Below are 16290 nucleotides of genomic sequence, written 5' to 3'. Positions count from 1 at the left end.
GAGCCGCTCGGCGGGTTCCCCCCAGTCGCCGAGGGGGAAGGCGCGGGCGGTCAGGTCGCGCGGCCCCGCACCGTAGCGCGAACCGGACCGTTCGCTTCCGGTATCTGCGCCGGATCCCGCGCCGGACTCCTTGCGGGGCGGCCCTTCGGGCTGCATCTCCGGCTGACTCACCGGGGCACTCCTCTGCACTCTGAGTTCGGCGCGTATCGGCGTGTGGTGACGCGGATCGGCACGGCTGGACGGACACGGCGGGGGCGGATCACGGCATATGACCTAAGGCCCCACCCGCGTAACTCTGCGTTACCTGCGGTGTGCGTGTGCGTAGGGATACGCCTGCCCTTCCTACCGCCGAATGGTGGGCCACGGGGTCGAAATCGCGGGATTCCCGGGTGGGCACGGCCTCTGGTCAGGTATAGGAGTGCGACAGCCGCATTTTGAAACTCACTCGAAAGAGTTGCTCCCTGGCGGGTGGGGCGCACCCTCCGGCGAACACGTAGGCTCGGCGTACCGAAACAATCCGTCGTCGAAATGCCAGGAGTGACCGTGATTCCCGGTGGTGGTCAGCCCAACATGCAGCAGCTGCTCCAGCAGGCCCAGAAGATGCAGCAGGACCTTGCCGTGGCCCAGGAGGAACTGGCCAGGACCGAAGTCGAGGGACAGGCGGGCGGAGGGCTGGTGAAGGCCACCGTGACCGGGTCCGGCGAGCTCCGCGGCCTGGTGATCGATCCCAAGGCCGTGGACCCGGAGGACACCGAGACGCTCGCGGACCTCGTGGTCGCCGCGGTGCAGGCGGCGAACGAGAACGCGCAGCAGCTCCAGCAGCAGAAGCTGGGCCCGCTGGCCCAGGGGCTGGGCGGCATGCCGGGCCTGCCCTTCTGAATCCCGGCCCGGCCTCGGGCCGGGCAGGGTCCCGGTGGGCGGGGCCCTGTAGCTACCCGTCCGTACCGGCTACGGTACGAGCAGGAAAAGGAAAGGCGTTCCGTTGTACGAAGGCGTGGTTCAGGAGCTGATCGACGAACTGGGCAGGCTGCCCGGCGTCGGTCCCAAGAGCGCGCAGCGGATCGCCTTCCACGTCCTGCAGGCCGAGCCCACCGACGTGCGCCGTCTGGCCCACGCGCTCCTGGAGGTCAAGGACAAGGTCCGCTTCTGCGAGGTCTGCGGCAACGTGGCGCAGCAGGAGCAGTGCGCCATCTGCCGGGACGCGCGGCGCGACCGGACGGTCATCTGCGTGGTCGAGGAGCCCAAGGACGTCGTCGCGATCGAGCGGACCCGGGAGTTCCGGGGCCGGTACCACGTGCTCGGCGGCGCGATCAGCCCGATCGAGGGCGTCGGCCCCGACGACCTGCGCATCCGGGAGCTGCTCGCCCGGCTCGCGGACGGCACCATCACGGAGCTGATCCTGGCCACGGACCCCAACCTGGAGGGCGAGGCCACCGCGACCTACCTCGCGCGCATGGTGAAGCCGATGGGGCTGCGGGTGACGCGGCTGGCCAGCGGCCTGCCGGTGGGCGGCGACCTGGAGTACGCCGACGAGGTCACCCTCGGCCGCGCGTTCGAGGGGAGGCGGCTGCTCGATGTGTGACCCGGCACCTGACGTCGTCCTTATGCGGGACGGCGCTACGTTCTACCCACCGTTCGCGGCCGTGCCCACCGGGAGGTCCCCTCGATGTCCGATGCCACGCTGAACTCCGTCACGCAGGACCCGGACGACTTCGCCGTCCAGATCGCGGACCAGATCAAGACGTTCATCGTCGCGGTCGCCGAGGTGTCCAAGGCCGAGGAACCCGAGGAGGCCGTGCCGGTCCTGCTCCTCCAGGTCTCCCAGCTGCTGCTGGCCGGCGGCCGGCTCGGCGCGTACGAGGACATCCTCCCGGACGAGCGCTACGAGCCGGACCTCGGCGCCGAACCGGACGCCGACGGGCTCCGTGAGCGCTTCGCCGTCCTGCTGGAGCCCATCGACGTCTACTCCGAGGTCTTCGACCCGTACGAGCCGCGTAAGCCTCCCGTCCCGCACCGGATCTCCGACGACCTGGCCGACCTGGTCACGGACCTCGGCCACGGGCTGGGCCACTACGAGGCGGGCCGGACGGCCGAGGCCCTGTGGTGGTGGCAGTTCTCGTACTTCTCCAACTGGGGCTCCACCGCGTCGGCCGCCCTGCGCGCCCTCCAGTCGCTGATCGCCCACATCCGGCTGAACCAGCCGCTGGAGGAGCTGGACGGGCTGGACACGGACCAGGACCCGGGCGACGGGGATCTGGCGGAGGAGGCGGGGCGGGTGATGGCCGCGGAGATCGCGGGACCGCTGGGGCTGCGGCCGGTCAACTGACGGCCGCGCCACGCTCCCCGGCGGGGGTGCGAGGCCGGCCGGGGGGTTCGTCCCGTGCCGCCCGTGTGTGTCCTGGGCCACAAACAGGCGTGCTCCGGCGAAGGACGGGGCAGCAGCCCCGTACGAGCAGTTCGGGCCGACACGCCTGACCACGTGGTGAGCGGGACATCTCACCATCTGGTAAGGACGGGGCGATTCCGGACTGCTCGTTAAACTGAGCCGACAGCACCATTATTGAGCGAGGAGCGCACGTGGGCCTTGTCGTGCAGAAGTACGGAGGCTCCTCCGTAGCCGATGCCGAAGGCATCAAGCGCGTCGCCAAGCGAATCGTCGATGCCAAGAAGAACGGCAACCAGGTGGTTGTCGTGGTGTCCGCGATGGGCGACACGACGGACGAGTTGATCGATCTCGCCGAGCAGGTATCACCGATGCCAGCCGGTCGGGAGTTCGACATGCTGCTGACCGCCGGAGAGCGGATCTCCATGGCCCTGCTGGCGATGGCGATCAAGAACCTGGGCCATGAGGCGCAGTCGTTCACGGGCAGCCAGGCCGGTGTCATCACCGACTCGGTCCACAACAAAGCGCGCATCATCGATGTCACGCCGGGCCGCATCAGGACCTCCATCGACGAGGGCAACATCGCCATCGTCGCCGGGTTCCAGGGTGTGAGCCAGGAGGGCAAGAACATCACCACCCTCGGCCGCGGGGGGTCCGACACGACCGCCGTCGCGCTGGCCGCCGCGCTGGACGCCGAGGTCTGTGAGATCTACACCGACGTGGACGGTGTCTTCACCGCCGACCCCCGGGTCGTACCGAAGGCCCGGAAGATCGACTGGATCTCCTTCGAGGACATGCTGGAGCTGGCGGCGTCCGGTTCCAAGGTGCTGCTGCACCGCTGCGTCGAGTACGCACGCCGTTACAACATCCCGATCCACGTCCGCTCGTCCTTCTCCGGACTGCGCGGCACCTGGGTCAGCAACGAGCCGCAAGGGGACCAGCAGGTGGAGCACGCCATCATCTCCGGAGTCGCCCACGACGTCTCCGAGGCCAAGGTCACGGTCGTCGGTGTGCCCGACAAGCCGGGCGAGGCCGCAGCCATCTTCCGCGCCATCGCGGACGCCGAGATCAACATGGACATGGTGGTGCAGAACGTCTCCGCCGCCTCGACCGGTCTGACGGACATCACGTTCACGCTGCCCAAGTCCGAGGGCCACAAGGCCATCGACGCCCTGGAGCGCAACCGGGCCGGCATCGGCTTCGAGTCGCTGCGCTACGACGACCAGATCGCGAAGATCTCCCTGGTCGGCGCCGGTATGAAGACCAATCCCGGGGTCACCGCCGGTTTCTTCGAGGCGCTGTCCGACGTCGGTGTGAACATCGAGCTGATCTCGACGTCCGAGATCCGCATCTCGGTGGTCACCCGGGCCGACGAGGTCAACGAGGCCGTGCGCGCCGTGCACACCGCCTTCGGCCTCGACAGCGACTCCGACGAGGCCGTCATCTACGGGGGCACCGGACGATGACGCGGTGCCGCCCGTCGCTCGCGGTCGTGGGTGCGACCGGGGCGACCGGCGGCGTCATGCTCCAGATCCTCTCGCAGCACGCGGACGTCTGGGGCGAGGTCAGACTCGTCGACTCGCCGGGTACGGCCGGCCGCAAGCTGGTCGTACGCGGCGAGGAGACCGAGGTGCTCCCGCTCGACGGGGCGGCCTTCGACGGGGTGGACGTGGCCCTGTTCCTGGTGCCGGACGAGGTGTCCGCCCGCTGGGCACCGGTCGCCGCCGCCCGCGGGGCGGTGGTCGTGGACGACTCGGCCGCGTTCCGGCAGGAGGCCGACGTGCCGCTGGTCGTCCCGGAGATCAACCCCCATGCCGCGCGGCGCAGGCCCCGCGGCATCGTCGCGTCGCCCCACTGCACGACGCTCTCGCTGATCGTCGCCGTCGGAGCCCTGCACGCGGAGTTCGGCCTGCGGGAACTCGTCGTCTCCTCCTACCAGGCGGTGAGTGGTGCCGGCCGGGACGGCGTCGCCGCCCTCCGCGAGCAGCTCTCCCTGGTGGCCGGCACGGAGCTGGGCACCAGCCCCGGGGACGTACGGCGGGCCCTGGGCGACGGGGGCAGCGGCCCGTTTGCCGCCCCGGTGGCGCTGAACGTGGTGCCCTGGGCGGGCACGGACGCCGGCGACGGTTGGTCCTCCGAGGAGACGGCGATCCGCGGGGAGTGCCGCAAGATCCTGGGACTGCCCGCACTGAAGGTGGCGGCGACCTGCGTGTACGTCCCCGTCGTGGCGACCCACTCCGTGTCCGTGCACGCCCGCTTCGAGAACGAGGTGGCCGTGGCACGCGCGCACGAGATCCTGGCGACCGCGCCCGGGGTCGTGCTCTTCGACTCCCCGGCGTCCGGAGACTTCCCCACCCCGTCGGATGTGGTGGGTACCGACCCGACCTGGGTGGGCCGGGTGCGGCAGTCGATGGACGATCCGTGCGCCGTCGAGATGTTCATCTGTGGAGATAATCTCCGAAAAGGTGCGGCGCTCAATGTGGCGCAGATTGCCGAATCGATCGCTGCGGAATTTCACCGGGATTGATCGAAAGTGTTTTGTAGGATCTGTGTGCGCCCTGTGAGCGATTCGCTGGTCCGAACCTCTTGAGCTGGGGCGTTGCCGTATCGGACGATGATCTCCTGGCCTCCCGCAACCGCTAGTCGGATGCGGCGCGTCTATGTCGTCACTTCTTGCGTGGCTGGATGCGTTTATGAGGCATTTGGGGAAGAGCAGGTACGAATGAGGGCATGTCGCACAGCATCGAACGCGGTGCCGTACGCGTACAACCCTGACGGGGAGAAGCGTGTCCAACTGGCGTGGCAGAGGTTCTCGACATCACAGTGGTGGGCCCGTTGCGAGGCGCTTCGGTGCGCCCGCTCCGGCGGCCCCGTGCGGCCGGCGGTATGCCGGTGATCGCCCCCATGCCCGCCGCGCAGGCCGCCGGTCTGCCGTCGCAGCGCGAAGGCGTTGAGGAGACGGTGGCGGCGGGAACGACGGTCGACCATCTCACCGAGACCTACCGCGCCCACTACCGCTCGCTGCTGGGCCTCGCGGCCCTGCTCCTGGACGACACGGCGTCCTGCGAGGACGTGGTGCAGGAGGCGTTCATCCGGGTGCACTCGGCGCGCAACCGCGTGCGTGACCCGGAGAAGACCCTGGCCTACCTCCGGCAGACCGTCGTCAACCTCTCCCGTTCCGCGCTGCGCCGGCGCATCCTCGGGCTGAAGCTGCTCTCCAAGCCGATGCCGGACATGGCGAGCGCGGAGGAGGGGGCGTACGACCAACTGGAGCGGGACGCGCTGATCAAGGCGATGAAGGGCCTCCAGCGGCGCCAGCGCGAGGTGCTGGTGCTGCGCTACTTCTCCGACATGACGGAGTCTCAGGTAGCGGAGACGCTGGGCATATCGCTCGGCTCGGTGAAGGCGTACGGCTCACGGGGCATAGCGGCACTGCGCGTCACGATGGAGGCGCAGGCATGAGCAGGCCGGAACACAGGCGCGACGATGACCGGACTGGAAACGGAATTGTGAACCACGGGCCGGACGACACTCCGAACACCGATCCGGAACCGGCGGCGGGAGCGCGGGACGCGGACGAGGGCGACGGCAGCGCCGCCGGTCCCGGCCGCGTGGGTGCGGGCCGTACGGGGGCGGGCGAGACGGGGACGGGCGACGCGGTGGCGGGCGACGCGGAGACGGGCGACGCGGTGGCGGAGGCGGGGGGTGCCCGGCCGGTCGCGGCCGATGCCGGTGCGCGTGCCGGTACCGGTGCCGGTGCGTCCGGCGGCGGTGCGGCCGGTTCCGGCGGCACACCGACCACGCTCCTCGGGGATGTTCCGGGCGGTGCCGGCGGTGTTCCGGGCGACGCGCGGGTGGACGGGGGGGACGTGGACGAGGCGGCCCTGCGCCGCATGCTGCACGGGGCCGTGCAGGGGCTGCGGCCTTCCGACGGAACGCTCGACCACCTCCACCGCGCCGTGCCCGCCCGGCGTGCCCGGCGGCGCCAGGCCGTGGTGGGTGCCGTCGCGGCCGCCCTTCTCATCGGTACGGCCGTCCCCGCGCTCGTCCATGTGGCGGGCTCGGACGGTTCGGTCGCGGCCAACCCGTCCATCGCCGGCCACGGTGAGCAGGCCCAGGGCGGCAACGGCAGCGAGGCCGGCAGCGGGGCCGACAGCGAGCGGGCCTCCGGCCCGGAGGCCCGGCAGAACGAAGGAACCGAGGACGGGACGGACCGCTCCGCGAGCCCGACGCCCAGCGAGGGCGCGGATACCGAGGGCGCCGGGGCCACCGGCCTCGACGACGCGCCGGGGGTCGAGGTGGCCACCGTGCCGGCCTGCGCCCCGAACCAGCTCGGTGTCGCCTCCGCCGAGGCGGGCGCGCCGGGCCCGGACGGCAAGGTGTACGGAAGCTTCCGGATCTCCAACGTGTCCGGCAAGGCGTGCTCGGTCACGAGCAACGGCACCGTCGCCTTCCAGGCGGCCGGCGCGGCCGACCCTCAGAAGATCACCGTCGTCCAGCACGCGGCGGGCGACCCGGCGAGCGGGCTGCCGCATCCGTCGGCCGAACCGGGAGCGGTGCTGCTGAAGCCGGCGATGGCCTACGAGGTGCGCTTCGCCTGGGTGCCGTCGGACACCTGTCCGACCACCGGTGGTTCGCCTGCCCCGACGCCGACGGACGGCGACGGCGGTGGCGGTACCGGCGGATCGGCGGGGGCCGCCGCGGGATCCTCGGACACGGCGGCGCAGCTCGGTGGCGCCGACGACGCTCCGGCGGACGGCAGTGTGGCGGTGACGCACACTCCGGAGACGGGTGCGCCGACGGCCGAGACCACGATCTCCCACGCCTGCGCGGGGACCATCTACCGCACGGGCGTACTGAACGCGTCGTAGCCGGCGTCCCGACCGGCGGCCCTTCGACGGGCCCGCCGAGGGGTGACGGGTCCGCCGGAGGGCGACAGGCCAGCCGAAGGCAGGCGGGCCCGTGGCGGGCAGGGCCGCGAACGGGCCGCACCGTGGCGGGCAGGGCTGCGAACGGGCTGCACCGTGGCCGACCAAGCTGAGAACGGCTCGACGGCGAACGGCCCGACGGCGAACGGCTCGACGGCGAACGGCTCGGCCGTGACCGGCCGGGTCCTGGCTGGTCGGCGGGTGGCCTGCCGTCACCGGAGACGTGGCTCCACAGGGCTCCACGGTTCCACAGGACCCGCAGGCCCCACAGGACCCGCAGGACCGCAGGCCCCACAGAGCTGGTGGGCATGGTGAACAGGTGCATGCGTCGGTGGTGTGCGGACTGTGGCCACGGGGACCGGCGGGCCCTGCGAAGGGACCGGGCGGGGCTTGCGAAGGGGCCGGACCAGGCGGGGCCTTCCGAATATCGGGCCGAGGTGGCCCCGCCCGAGGTGGCCCGGCCCGCGACCCTTGCGTGCCCGCGAGCCGTCCCGGACGCCGGCACCCGCCGTCGTCTCAGTCGGCGTCGGCCGCCAGGCCCAGCTGGACGTCGCGGGCCGCCTCGGCCTCACGGCGCACCAGCCGGAACCACATGAAGAGCACGAAGCCCCCGAAGACGAACCACTCGCCGGTGTAGCCGAGGTTCTGGAAGGCCTTCAGGTCCAGCCCGCTGCCCTGCGCCGCCCTGGCGGGTACGGGTTCCATGGCGGCGCTTCCCGGACCGGGCTCGGTCAGGGTCACCCAGGCGTCGTAGACGTCGTACGGGACCAGGTTGACCAGCGAGGCGGCGCTGATCATGCCCAGCTGGCCCTCGGGCAGCCCGCCGCGGACGTTCACCCCGTCGCTGCCGGTGTTCTCCGATGCCTGCAGATCGCCGGTCACGGTTGTCTCGCCGGCCGGGGCCGGGGGCACCTCGGTGTGCTCAGGTGTGCCGGGGAGCCAGCCCCGCACCACCGGCAGCGCCTTGCCCTCGTCGGTGCGCAGCAGGGTCAGCACGTAGAAGCCGGAGCGGTCGTCCAGCTTGCGGCCGGGGACCAGGAACTGGTCGGCGTACGTGCCCGTCGCGACGGCGGGGCGGCCCGACGTCTCCGTGCTGACGGGCAGCAGCTCGTCGAGCGGCCGCGCGTCTCTCGTCCCGGGGGCGGGCCGCTTCGCGGCCTCCTCGTGCGACTGCACGCGGTCCTCGAAACGGCTGAGCTGCCAGGTGCCCATGAACACGCAGAACGGGATGGCCAGCGCGACGAAGAGGTTGATCCCCCACCATCGCGGGGTCAGCAGGAACCGGTACACCCTCCCACGGTACGGTTCCCCGCTCCCGGCACCTGGAGCGGGGTGCACCATTTATCGGGACCTTACGCCGACCACGACGCCTGCCCCTCCGGGCACGGCACCCCGGGCACGGCACCCCGGGCGTGGCACCCGGACACGGCGTCCTCAGGGGCGCGGCACCCCGGGCGCGGCACCCCCGCGTCCGCGCCACGGTGCCCGTCGGACGCGTCCGCAGCCCGGAGCCCGGTCATGACGCGGTGCCCGCCACCTCCCCCTGGCCGAGGTGCCGCAGCGCGAAGTCCAGCTCCAGCCGCACCTGCTTGATCCGCTCCTCCACGACGAGCGAGCCGTGCCCCGCGTCGTAGCGGTAGACCTCGTGGACCGCGCCCCGCGCGGCGAGCCGGTCCACGTAGTTCTCCACCTGGCGGATCGGGCACCGCGGGTCGTTGACCCCGGCGGAGATGTAGACCGGGGCGCGCACCGCGTCCACGTACGTCAGCGGGGACGACGCCTCGAACCGCTCCGGGACCTCCTCGGGGGTCCCGCCCAGCAACGTACGGTCCATCGCCTTGAGTGCCTCCATCTCGTCCTGGTACGCGGTGACGTAGTCGGCGACGGGGACCGCGGCCAGCCCGAGGGCCCAGGAGTCCGGCTGCGTACCGAGGCCGAGGAGGGTCAGATAGCCGCCCCAGGAGCCCCCGGCCAGGACCAGCCGTCCCGGATCGGCGAGACCCGACTCGACCGCCCAGTCCCGGACCGCGGCGATGTCCTCCAGCTCGATCAGCCCGACACGGTGCTTCAGCGCGTCCGTCCAGGCGCGGCCGTAACCGGTCGAACCGCGGTAGTTGACGCGCACGACGGCGAAACCGTGGTCGAGCCACGCGGCGGGACCGGACGCGAAGGCGTCGCTGTCGTGCCAGGTCGGCCCGCCGTGTATCTCGAAGACCGTGGGGAACGGGCCTTCCCCGGCCGCCGGAGTCTGCACCAGGGCATGGATCCGGCCCCCCGGGCCCTCCACCCACGCGTCCCGCACCGGCTCGGAGGCCGGAGCCTTCGGTCCCGGCGGATCCAGGACGACGGCGCCCGTCGTGGACCGTACGGCGGGCGGCTGGGCGGCCGAGGACCACAGATACTCCACCGAGCCGTCGGGCCGCGCCGTCGCGCCGGAGACCGTGCCCGCAGGGGTGTCGACGCGCACCGGGCCCTTCGCACCCGGCTCGTACCGCCACAGCTCGCTGCGTGCCTCGAAGCTGTGCTCGATCAGCAGGGCCGACGCGTCGGGATACCACTCGGCGCCCACGTCACCGGGCAGCTCGACGGGCAGATCCGTCTGCGTCCCGGCCACCGGGTCCCAGATCATCGGCTCCCAGCGCCCCCGACGCTGGTGACCGACGAGCAGCCGGGTGTCACCGGCCACCGGGGCGAAGCCCAGCACCGCGAGGCCCAACTCCTTGGTGCCGCCCTCCGTGTCGTCGAGCTCGGCGACCGTCGAACCGTCGGGGCGCACCACACGCAGCGCGGAGTGCATCGCGTCACCGTGCTCGGTGTGCTCCAGAGCGATCAGCGTGCCGTCCCTGGAGAGGTCCCCGACTCCGGCGGACTCCCGGTGCCGGTAGATCTCGACCGGGTCGGACCCCGCCGGCACGACGTGGACCGTCGTGCCGTCCTCGTCCGTCGACCGGCCGACCACCGCGGTCCCGTCCCGGGCGATGGCGAGCCCCGCCGGATAGGACGGCCCGAGACCGGGCGCCGCGGGCTCGTCCGCGCCGCCCTCGAAGGGCTGCCGCATCCACACGCCGAACTCGTCGCCGTCGGTGTCGGAGAACCACCAGATAGACGCGCCGTCCGGCGTCAGCACCCCGTCCGTGGTCCCGTTGGGCCGGTCGGTGACCTGGCGCTGCTTCCCGGTCGCCCGGTCCCAGGCGTACAGCTCGTACGTGCCGGTGGCGTTGGAGACGAACAGCGAGCGGTCGGGCGCGTCCTCCGCCCAGTCGGGGAGGGACACCCGCGGTGCCCGGAACCGCTGCTCCCACCGCGGCAGCTGCTCCCACCCCGGCTGCTCCCGTCCCGGCTCAGACGCCTGGGAGCCCTTCGGCTCCGGCCGCCCCGCCGTTCCGTGTACGGACGTTTCGTTCTGTGCGTCGCTCATGACCCCATACAACCCGATGGGGCCCGTCGGCGGTGAGCCTGTGGATAACGGATCGCGCCCACCCCCGGCCTGTGGGTAACCTCCCCGCCATGTACACATCGGCACCGGGCGACTGGCAGCGGACGAACCGTGCCCGCTGGGACGAACGCGTGGCCGTCCACGCGGCGAGTGACTACTACGACCTCGACTCCTTCCGCGCCGGGCGGGACGCCCTGCGCGACTTCGAGATCGCGGAGGTCGGCGACGTGACCGGCCGGACGCTCCTGCACCTGCAGTGCCACATCGGGCTCGACACCCTGTCGTGGGCGCGCCACGGCGCCGCGCAGGTGGTCGGACTCGACTTCTCCGAGCCCGCCGTCGAGACGGCCCGCGGTCTCGCCCGGTCGCTGGGGCTGCCGCCGGAGCGCGCCACGTTCGTGGCCGCCGACGTGTACGAGGCGGCCGAGGCCGTGCCTGACCCGGCGTACGACATCGTCTACACCGGGGTCGGCGCGCTGAACTGGCTGCCGGACGTGGGCCGCTGGGCGGAGACCGCCGCGTCCCTGGTCCGGCCGGGCGGCTTCCTCTATCTGGCGGAGTTCCATCCGCTGACCGACTGCCTGGACGACGAGACCGGCTCGACGGTCGCGTACGACTACTTCAGCAGCGACGCATGGGTGGACGAGACACCGGGGACCTACGCCGACCCCGCCGCCGAGACCGTCCACAACCGCAGCGTCGAATGGCAGCACCCCTTGGGCGAGGTCGTGTCCGCGCTGGCGGCGGCCGGGCTGCGGATCGACTTCCTGCACGAACACGACGCCACGCTCTTCGCCCGCTACCCGGCCCTGCGACGGCACGCGGACGGTTACTACCGCTTCCCGGCGGGACGCCCGCGCATCCCGATGATGTACTCCGTCAAGGCCTCGCGGCCCAAGGGCGGCTGACCACCGGCCGGGCCGGGCGCGCGGAGGCACCACCCGGGCCGGGCCCGGATGGTGCCGGAACGTGTGTGGACGGCGGAGCGCCGCGCCGCCCTACGCCGCCGAACGGAAGGCGGGCAGGTACCCGTTCGACTGCCCGATGGCCTTCGGGTGGTACGAGTTGGTGACCGGGAGCGTCACGCTGTGGAGCCAGGGGTCGCCCGAGCAGAGCTCGTGCCCGGTGAACTCGTCCACCACGCTGGAGAAGGTGAACCCGGCGTTCGCCGCCCGCTTGGCGATCACCCCGTTCAGGATGTCCGAGGCGTTGTTGATCGCGCCCCGCTCCGTCTCGGTGAGCCCGGCGATGCAGCTGCCGGAGAGCTTGTAGAAGCGCGGGTAGCCCAGCACGACCACATGGGCCTGCGGGGAGCGGGCGTGGATGCCGCTGTACAGCGAGTCGAGTTTCGCCGGCAGCGTGTTCTGCGCCTGCGAGACAGCGGTGTTGACGCGGCTGACGCAGGTGGCCTCGCTCTGCAGCACGCAGGTCTGCATCACGTCCGCGAACCCGACGTCGTTGCCTCCCGCCGTGACGCTGACGAGCGTGGTCGACGACGACAGCGCGCTCAGCTGGCCGCTGGACACGGTGGACGTCGTCGCACCCGAGCACGCGACGGACTTGAACGAGGACGGCGCGTTCGCCGCCGCCCAGAGGTAGGGGTACGACTTGGTGCTGCGCTGGCAGGCACCGCTTTCGGAGGTGTAGCTCCCGGCGCCCACTCCGGAGGAGTAGGAGTCACCGAGGGCGACGTAGGCGGCGCCGGCGGCGGAGGCCGGCTGCGCCAGGCCGAGCACGGCCACGGCACCGATCGCGAGGGTGGAGACGGAAGCCCAGAAGGTACGTACTGACACGGCAGTCAGCCCTTCGAAGTGTGGGGGACGGGTGGGGAGTTCGTGGGGCGAGCACGTTTGTAGCAGCTCCCGGTACCCGTCGGTAATGGGCAGGGAAGAAGTCGTCTGATATGCCCGAATGCTCGTTCGGGCGAGAAAGCTCCGCGCGTAGATAAACCTGCAACAGGCCCTCGAAGGAGTGAACTTGTGCGTATCCGTGCGTCTTCTCCTTGACCTCTCCGCGTCACCCTCGGCCCCCGGTGCCCGGCTCTGAGCGGGAGCGCGGGCACGGCCGCGGACACACACGACCGCGGCCGCCAGGATCACATGGCGGCCGCGGTCGCGGGGGAGGGGTGCTGTTACAGCGTGCGCTCCAGCCGGTCCGCCATCAGCCTGCTGAAGCGGGCGGGGTCGCTCAGCTCGCCGCCGTCGGAGAGGAGGGCCAGCCCGTGGACGAGCTCCGCGGTCTCGGCCAGCTCCGTGTCGGCGCCGGACCCGGTGCCCAGCTCCGCGTGCGCCTTGCGGAGCGAACCGATCAGCGCGTGCGAGGGGTTGAGCTCGAGGATGCGCTTGATGTGCGGCACTTCCTCGCCCATGGCGCGGTACATGTTCTCCAGACCCGGGGTGACGTCGTGGGTGTCGGAGACGATGCAGGCCGGCGACACGGTCAGGCGTGAGGAGAGGCGCACCTCCTTGAGGCTCTCGCCCAGCTGCTCGGTCATCCAGGCCAGCAGGCCGGCGTACTCCTGCTGCCGCTGCTCGCGCTCCGCCTCGGCCTTCTCCTTCTCCTCCTCGCTGTCCAGGTCGACTTCGCCCTTGGTGATGGACTGCAGCTGCTTGCCGTCGAACTCCGGCACGGACTGGACCCAGACCTCGTCCACCGGGTCGGTCAGGAGCAGGACCTCCAGGCCCTTGGCCCGGAAGGCCTCCATGTGGGGCGAACCCTCCATGGCGGCACGGGACTCGCCCGTCATGAAGTAGATCTGGTCCTGGCCCTCCTTCATGCGGTCCACGTAGGAGCGCAGGGTGGTCAGCCCCTCCTCGTCCTGGGTGGAGGCGAACGAGGAGACCTCGAGGATGGCGTCACGGTTCTCGAAGTCCTGGAGGAGGCCCTCCTTGAGCACCCGGCCGAACTCCTTCCAGAAGGTCCGGTAGTCGTCCGGGGAGGCGGACATCATGTCCTTGACCGTCGACAGCACCTTTTTGACCAGGCGCCGCCGCATCATCTCGATCTGGCGGTCCTGCTGGAGGATCTCCCGGGACACGTTGAGCGACAGGTCCTGGGCGTCGACGACACCCTTCACGAAACGCAGGTACGTCGGCATGAGCGCTTCGCAGTCGTCCATAATGAAGACGCGCTTGACGTAGAGCTGGACCCCGCGCTTGTGCCCCTGCATGAAGAGGTCCTGCGGGGCGTGCGACGGCAGGAAGAGCAGGGCCTGGTACTCGAAGGTTCCTTCCGCCTGCATGCGGATGGTTTCGAGCGGGTCGGTCCAGTCGTGGCTGATGTGCTTGTACAGCTCGCTGTACTCCTCGGCGGTCACCGAGTCCTTCGAGCGGGCCCACAGCGCCTTCATCGAGTTGACCGTCTCGACCGCCGGCTCGGCGTCGTCCTCGCCGGTCGCCGCGGCGGCCATGCGGATCGGCCAGGTGATGAAGTCGGAGTACCGCTTGACGATCTCCCTGAGCTTCCAGGGCGACGTGTAGTCGAAGAGCTGGTCCTCGGTGTCCTCGGGCTTGAGCCGCAGGGTGACCGACGTGCCCTGCGGGGCGTCGTCGACGGACTCGACGGTGTACGTGCCCTCACCGTCGGAGTTCCAGCGCGTGCCCTGGCTCTCGCCCGCGCGGCGGGTCACCAGCGTGACCTCGTCGGCCACCATGAAACTGGCGTAGAAACCGACACCGAACTGCCCGATGAGTTCCTCGGACGCTGCGGAGTCCTTTGCTTCCTTCAATTCCCGCAGAAATTGTGCCGTCCCGGAATTCGCGATGGTCCCGATCAGCTGCACGACTTCGTCGTGCGACATTCCGATGCCGTTGTCGCGCACGGTCAGCGTGCGCTTCTCCTGGTCGGCCTCGATGGCAATGTGCAGGTCGGACGTGTCCGCCTGAAGTGACTCGTCGCGAAGGGTTTCCAGCCGCAGCTTGTCCAGCGCGTCAGAGGAATTGGAGATGAGCTCGCGCAGGAATACATCCTTGTTCGAATAAATCGAGTGGATCATCATCTGCAGGAGCTGATGTGCTTCCACCTGGAACTCGAATGTCTCGGCCGGCATGGGTGCGGTTTCCCTTTCCGTGGTATGTCGGATGACCGAGGCATATCGTAACCAGCCGCTGTCGTGCCGGTGTGCCGATTCCCCGGGTTCCCGGCTGGACCCGCCCGGCCCGGCGGGACCGGCCCCCGCCGGAACGCCGCCGTGGGCCGGGCCCCGGGGCCACCACCCCGCAGGCCGGCCGGTTCTGGCCTCGACGCGTTCCACGGGGATCCACGGCTCCGCGCCCGCGTGCGAGGCGTCCTGCGCGAGCGAGGTGGGCAGGAATTCCAAGTCCGGTCCGGCACGGTGACCGGGCCCAGGTCCTCGGGGGCCTCGGCCCCGGTCACCGCCCCGCGGTGGTAGTCGGGTTCGGCCCCCTCGGCCCGACCGGGCGCTCACCGCGACGATCCCTTCGGGCCCTTCGGGCTCCTGGTCCGACAGGCCCTCGATACGCCGCAGCGCGCCGCGGCCGATGTTCCGGACGAAGTCGGCGACCGCGGGTACGTCCCGTGGCCCAAGGGGACGCGTGCCTTCCTTCCCGGCCACGCGGAACTCCCCTTCGCCACGGCCTTGCACCTTCGCCACGACCTTGCACCGCATGCCGCTGGCCCCTTCGACGATGACGCCGAAGGGGCCCGGCATGCCGGGCCCCTTCCGGACGGGCGCGGGCCCGGGCCGCCGTGGGCCCGGCGTGGTCCTAAGCCCTCGCGCCGAGCCGGGTGACGAGGTCGTGCCAGCCCTGGTCCAGCTGCTCGATCGACATGCCGCGGTCCACCGTCAGATGGTGTACGAGGGCGGCGTCGATCGAACCGAGCAGCGTGTGCGCGAGCAGCTCCGCATGGCCCTCCACGTGGGCCTGGCGCAGCAGCATGGCGACATGGCTGACCCGGAGGCGGGTCGCGGGGACGGCGTAGGTGCGCAGGGGGTCGGCGCGGGAGGCGAGGACCAGCTCGTGGTGTTCGCGCTCGTGGCGCATGACGGCGGGGCCGAAGGCGTGGAGCCGTTCCACCGCGGGCGCGCCGGGGCCCATCGGTGGCGGCCCCGAGAGGAAGGCGGCCTGGAGCAGCCCTTCCCGGTGGTCCATGAGCGCGATGAGGAGACCGGTTCGGTCGCCGAAGCGCCGGAACACGGTGCCCTTGCCCACGCCCGCGGCGGCGGCGACCGACTCCATGGTCAGGTTCGTGACGCCGCACCCCGCGATCAGGTGGGAGGCGGCCTCCAGCAGGAGGGTGCGGTTCCGGGCCGCGTCCGCGCGCAGCCGCTCGGGCTCGCCGACGGTCACGAGCGGGAGCGTGGTGCGAGCGCCGGAGGGGGCGGGCGGCCGGGACGAAGGGTCACAGGGGCCGGTCATGGCTTCAGCGTAGCGTCTGAACAGCGCAAGTGGACCGTGGTCCGCTTAGCTGGTACAACATTAAACGGACCACGGTCCGCTTGTCTCGAACGCTTCCTCCTCCAGGAGATCCCCATGCCCGTACGCATCCTCGCCCTCGTCGGCAGCCTCCGCGCCGGCTCGCAC

At 71.2% G+C, this 16290-nt stretch carries 13 protein-coding genes; 8 read left to right on the top strand and 5 right to left on the bottom strand.

The features are described 5' to 3' along the window. Nucleotides 1–543 precede the first annotated feature (543 nt). The 7 genes from IH13_RS0112895 (at nt 544) to IH13_RS0112865 (ending at nt 7254) form a co-directional block, all read left to right on the top strand. Entirely contained in the window at nt 544–879 is a 336-nt protein-coding gene (locus tag IH13_RS0112895) for a YbaB/EbfC family nucleoid-associated protein (protein ID WP_082317590.1), read from the top strand. Between the two features lie 103 nt (nt 880–982). Continuing rightward, nucleotides 983–1582: a recombination mediator RecR gene (recR, locus tag IH13_RS0112890; protein WP_014046904.1), complete on the top strand. Its 600-nt coding sequence runs from the start codon at nt 983–985 to the stop codon at nt 1580–1582. A gap of 84 nt (nt 1583–1666) precedes the next feature. Further along, a complete protein-coding gene (locus IH13_RS0112885; protein WP_031083966.1) occupies nt 1667–2326 on the top strand; it encodes a DUF5063 domain-containing protein in 660 nt (219 codons plus the stop codon). A 251-nt stretch (nt 2327–2577) separates the two neighbouring features. After that, a complete protein-coding gene (locus IH13_RS0112880) occupies nt 2578–3849 on the top strand; it encodes an aspartate kinase (RefSeq protein ID WP_031083965.1) in 1272 nt (423 codons plus the stop codon). Further along, on the top strand, nt 3846–4910 hold the full coding sequence (locus IH13_RS0112875) for an aspartate-semialdehyde dehydrogenase (protein ID WP_031083963.1): 1065 nt from the start codon (nt 3846–3848) through the stop codon (nt 4908–4910). The genes IH13_RS0112880 and IH13_RS0112875 overlap by 4 nt, the downstream gene beginning before the upstream one ends. 359 nt (nt 4911–5269) lie before the next feature. After that, nucleotides 5270–5845 (top strand): SigE family RNA polymerase sigma factor, encoded by a 576-nt coding sequence (locus IH13_RS0112870; protein WP_031083961.1) that lies wholly within the window; start codon nt 5270–5272, stop codon nt 5843–5845. Further along, nucleotides 5842–7254, top strand: a complete 1413-nt coding sequence (locus IH13_RS0112865; protein ID WP_031083959.1) for a hypothetical protein — start codon at nt 5842–5844, stop codon at nt 7252–7254. Before IH13_RS0112870 ends, IH13_RS0112865 begins: the two co-directional genes overlap by 4 nt. A gap of 573 nt (nt 7255–7827) precedes the next feature. On the opposite strand, the gene IH13_RS0112860 is transcribed toward IH13_RS0112865, so the two are convergent. Both IH13_RS0112860 and IH13_RS0112855 read right to left on the bottom strand, forming a co-directional pair. Continuing rightward, nucleotides 7828–8601: an SURF1 family protein gene (locus IH13_RS0112860; RefSeq protein WP_031083958.1), complete on the bottom strand. Its 774-nt coding sequence runs from the start codon at nt 8599–8601 to the stop codon at nt 7828–7830. 226 nt (nt 8602–8827) lie between these two features. Next, nucleotides 8828–10729 (bottom strand): S9 family peptidase, encoded by a 1902-nt coding sequence (locus IH13_RS0112855; protein WP_031083956.1) that lies wholly within the window; start codon nt 10727–10729, stop codon nt 8828–8830. Between the two features lie 89 nt (nt 10730–10818). On the opposite strand from IH13_RS0112855, the gene IH13_RS0112850 reads away from it, so the two are divergent. Beyond that, entirely contained in the window at nt 10819–11655 is an 837-nt protein-coding gene (locus tag IH13_RS0112850; RefSeq protein ID WP_031083954.1) for a class I SAM-dependent methyltransferase, read from the top strand. A gap of 90 nt (nt 11656–11745) precedes the next feature. Here the strand turns inward: IH13_RS0112850 and IH13_RS0112845 are convergent, their stop codons facing one another. The 3 genes from IH13_RS0112845 to IH13_RS0112835 all read right to left on the bottom strand — a co-directional run bounded on the left by IH13_RS0112845 (nt 11746) and on the right by IH13_RS0112835 (nt 16125). Further along, a complete protein-coding gene (locus IH13_RS0112845; RefSeq protein WP_031083952.1) occupies nt 11746–12540 on the bottom strand; it encodes an SGNH/GDSL hydrolase family protein in 795 nt (264 codons plus the stop codon). A 338-nt stretch (nt 12541–12878) separates the two neighbouring features. Next, a complete protein-coding gene (gene htpG / locus IH13_RS0112840; RefSeq protein WP_031083951.1) occupies nt 12879–14795 on the bottom strand; it encodes a molecular chaperone HtpG in 1917 nt (638 codons plus the stop codon). Between the two features lie 676 nt (nt 14796–15471). After that, a complete protein-coding gene (locus IH13_RS0112835; protein WP_031083950.1) occupies nt 15472–16125 on the bottom strand; it encodes a TetR/AcrR family transcriptional regulator in 654 nt (217 codons plus the stop codon). Nucleotides 16126–16290 lie beyond the last annotated feature (165 nt).

Source organism: Streptomyces sp. NRRL WC-3549 (assembly GCF_000721935.1).
Classification (GTDB): Bacteria; Actinomycetota; Actinomycetes; order Streptomycetales; family Streptomycetaceae; genus Streptomyces.
Note: the sequence above shows the minus strand (reverse complement) of the source record. Positions and strands in the feature narration are given on the sequence as shown.

Bases quoted from the DNA above. Each gene is read 5' to 3' on its own strand.
- IH13_RS0112855 (WP_031083956.1), bottom strand. From the start codon at position 10,729: ATGAGCGACGCACAGAACGAAACGTCCGTACACGGAACGGCGGGGCGG.
- IH13_RS0112875 (WP_031083963.1), top strand. From the start codon at position 3,846: ATGACGCGGTGCCGCCCGTCGCTCGCGGTCGTGGGTGCGACCGGGGCG.
- IH13_RS0112870 (WP_031083961.1), top strand. From the start codon at position 5,270: ATGCCGGTGATCGCCCCCATGCCCGCCGCGCAGGCCGCCGGTCTGCCG.
- IH13_RS0112885 (WP_031083966.1), top strand. From the start codon at position 1,667: ATGTCCGATGCCACGCTGAACTCCGTCACGCAGGACCCGGACGACTTC.
- IH13_RS0112850 (WP_031083954.1), top strand. From the start codon at position 10,819: ATGTACACATCGGCACCGGGCGACTGGCAGCGGACGAACCGTGCCCGC.
- IH13_RS0112835 (WP_031083950.1), bottom strand. From the start codon at position 16,125: ATGACCGGCCCCTGTGACCCTTCGTCCCGGCCGCCCGCCCCCTCCGGC.
- htpG (WP_031083951.1), bottom strand. From the start codon at position 14,795: ATGCCGGCCGAGACATTCGAGTTCCAGGTGGAAGCACATCAGCTCCTG.
- IH13_RS0112865 (WP_031083959.1), top strand. From the start codon at position 5,842: ATGAGCAGGCCGGAACACAGGCGCGACGATGACCGGACTGGAAACGGA.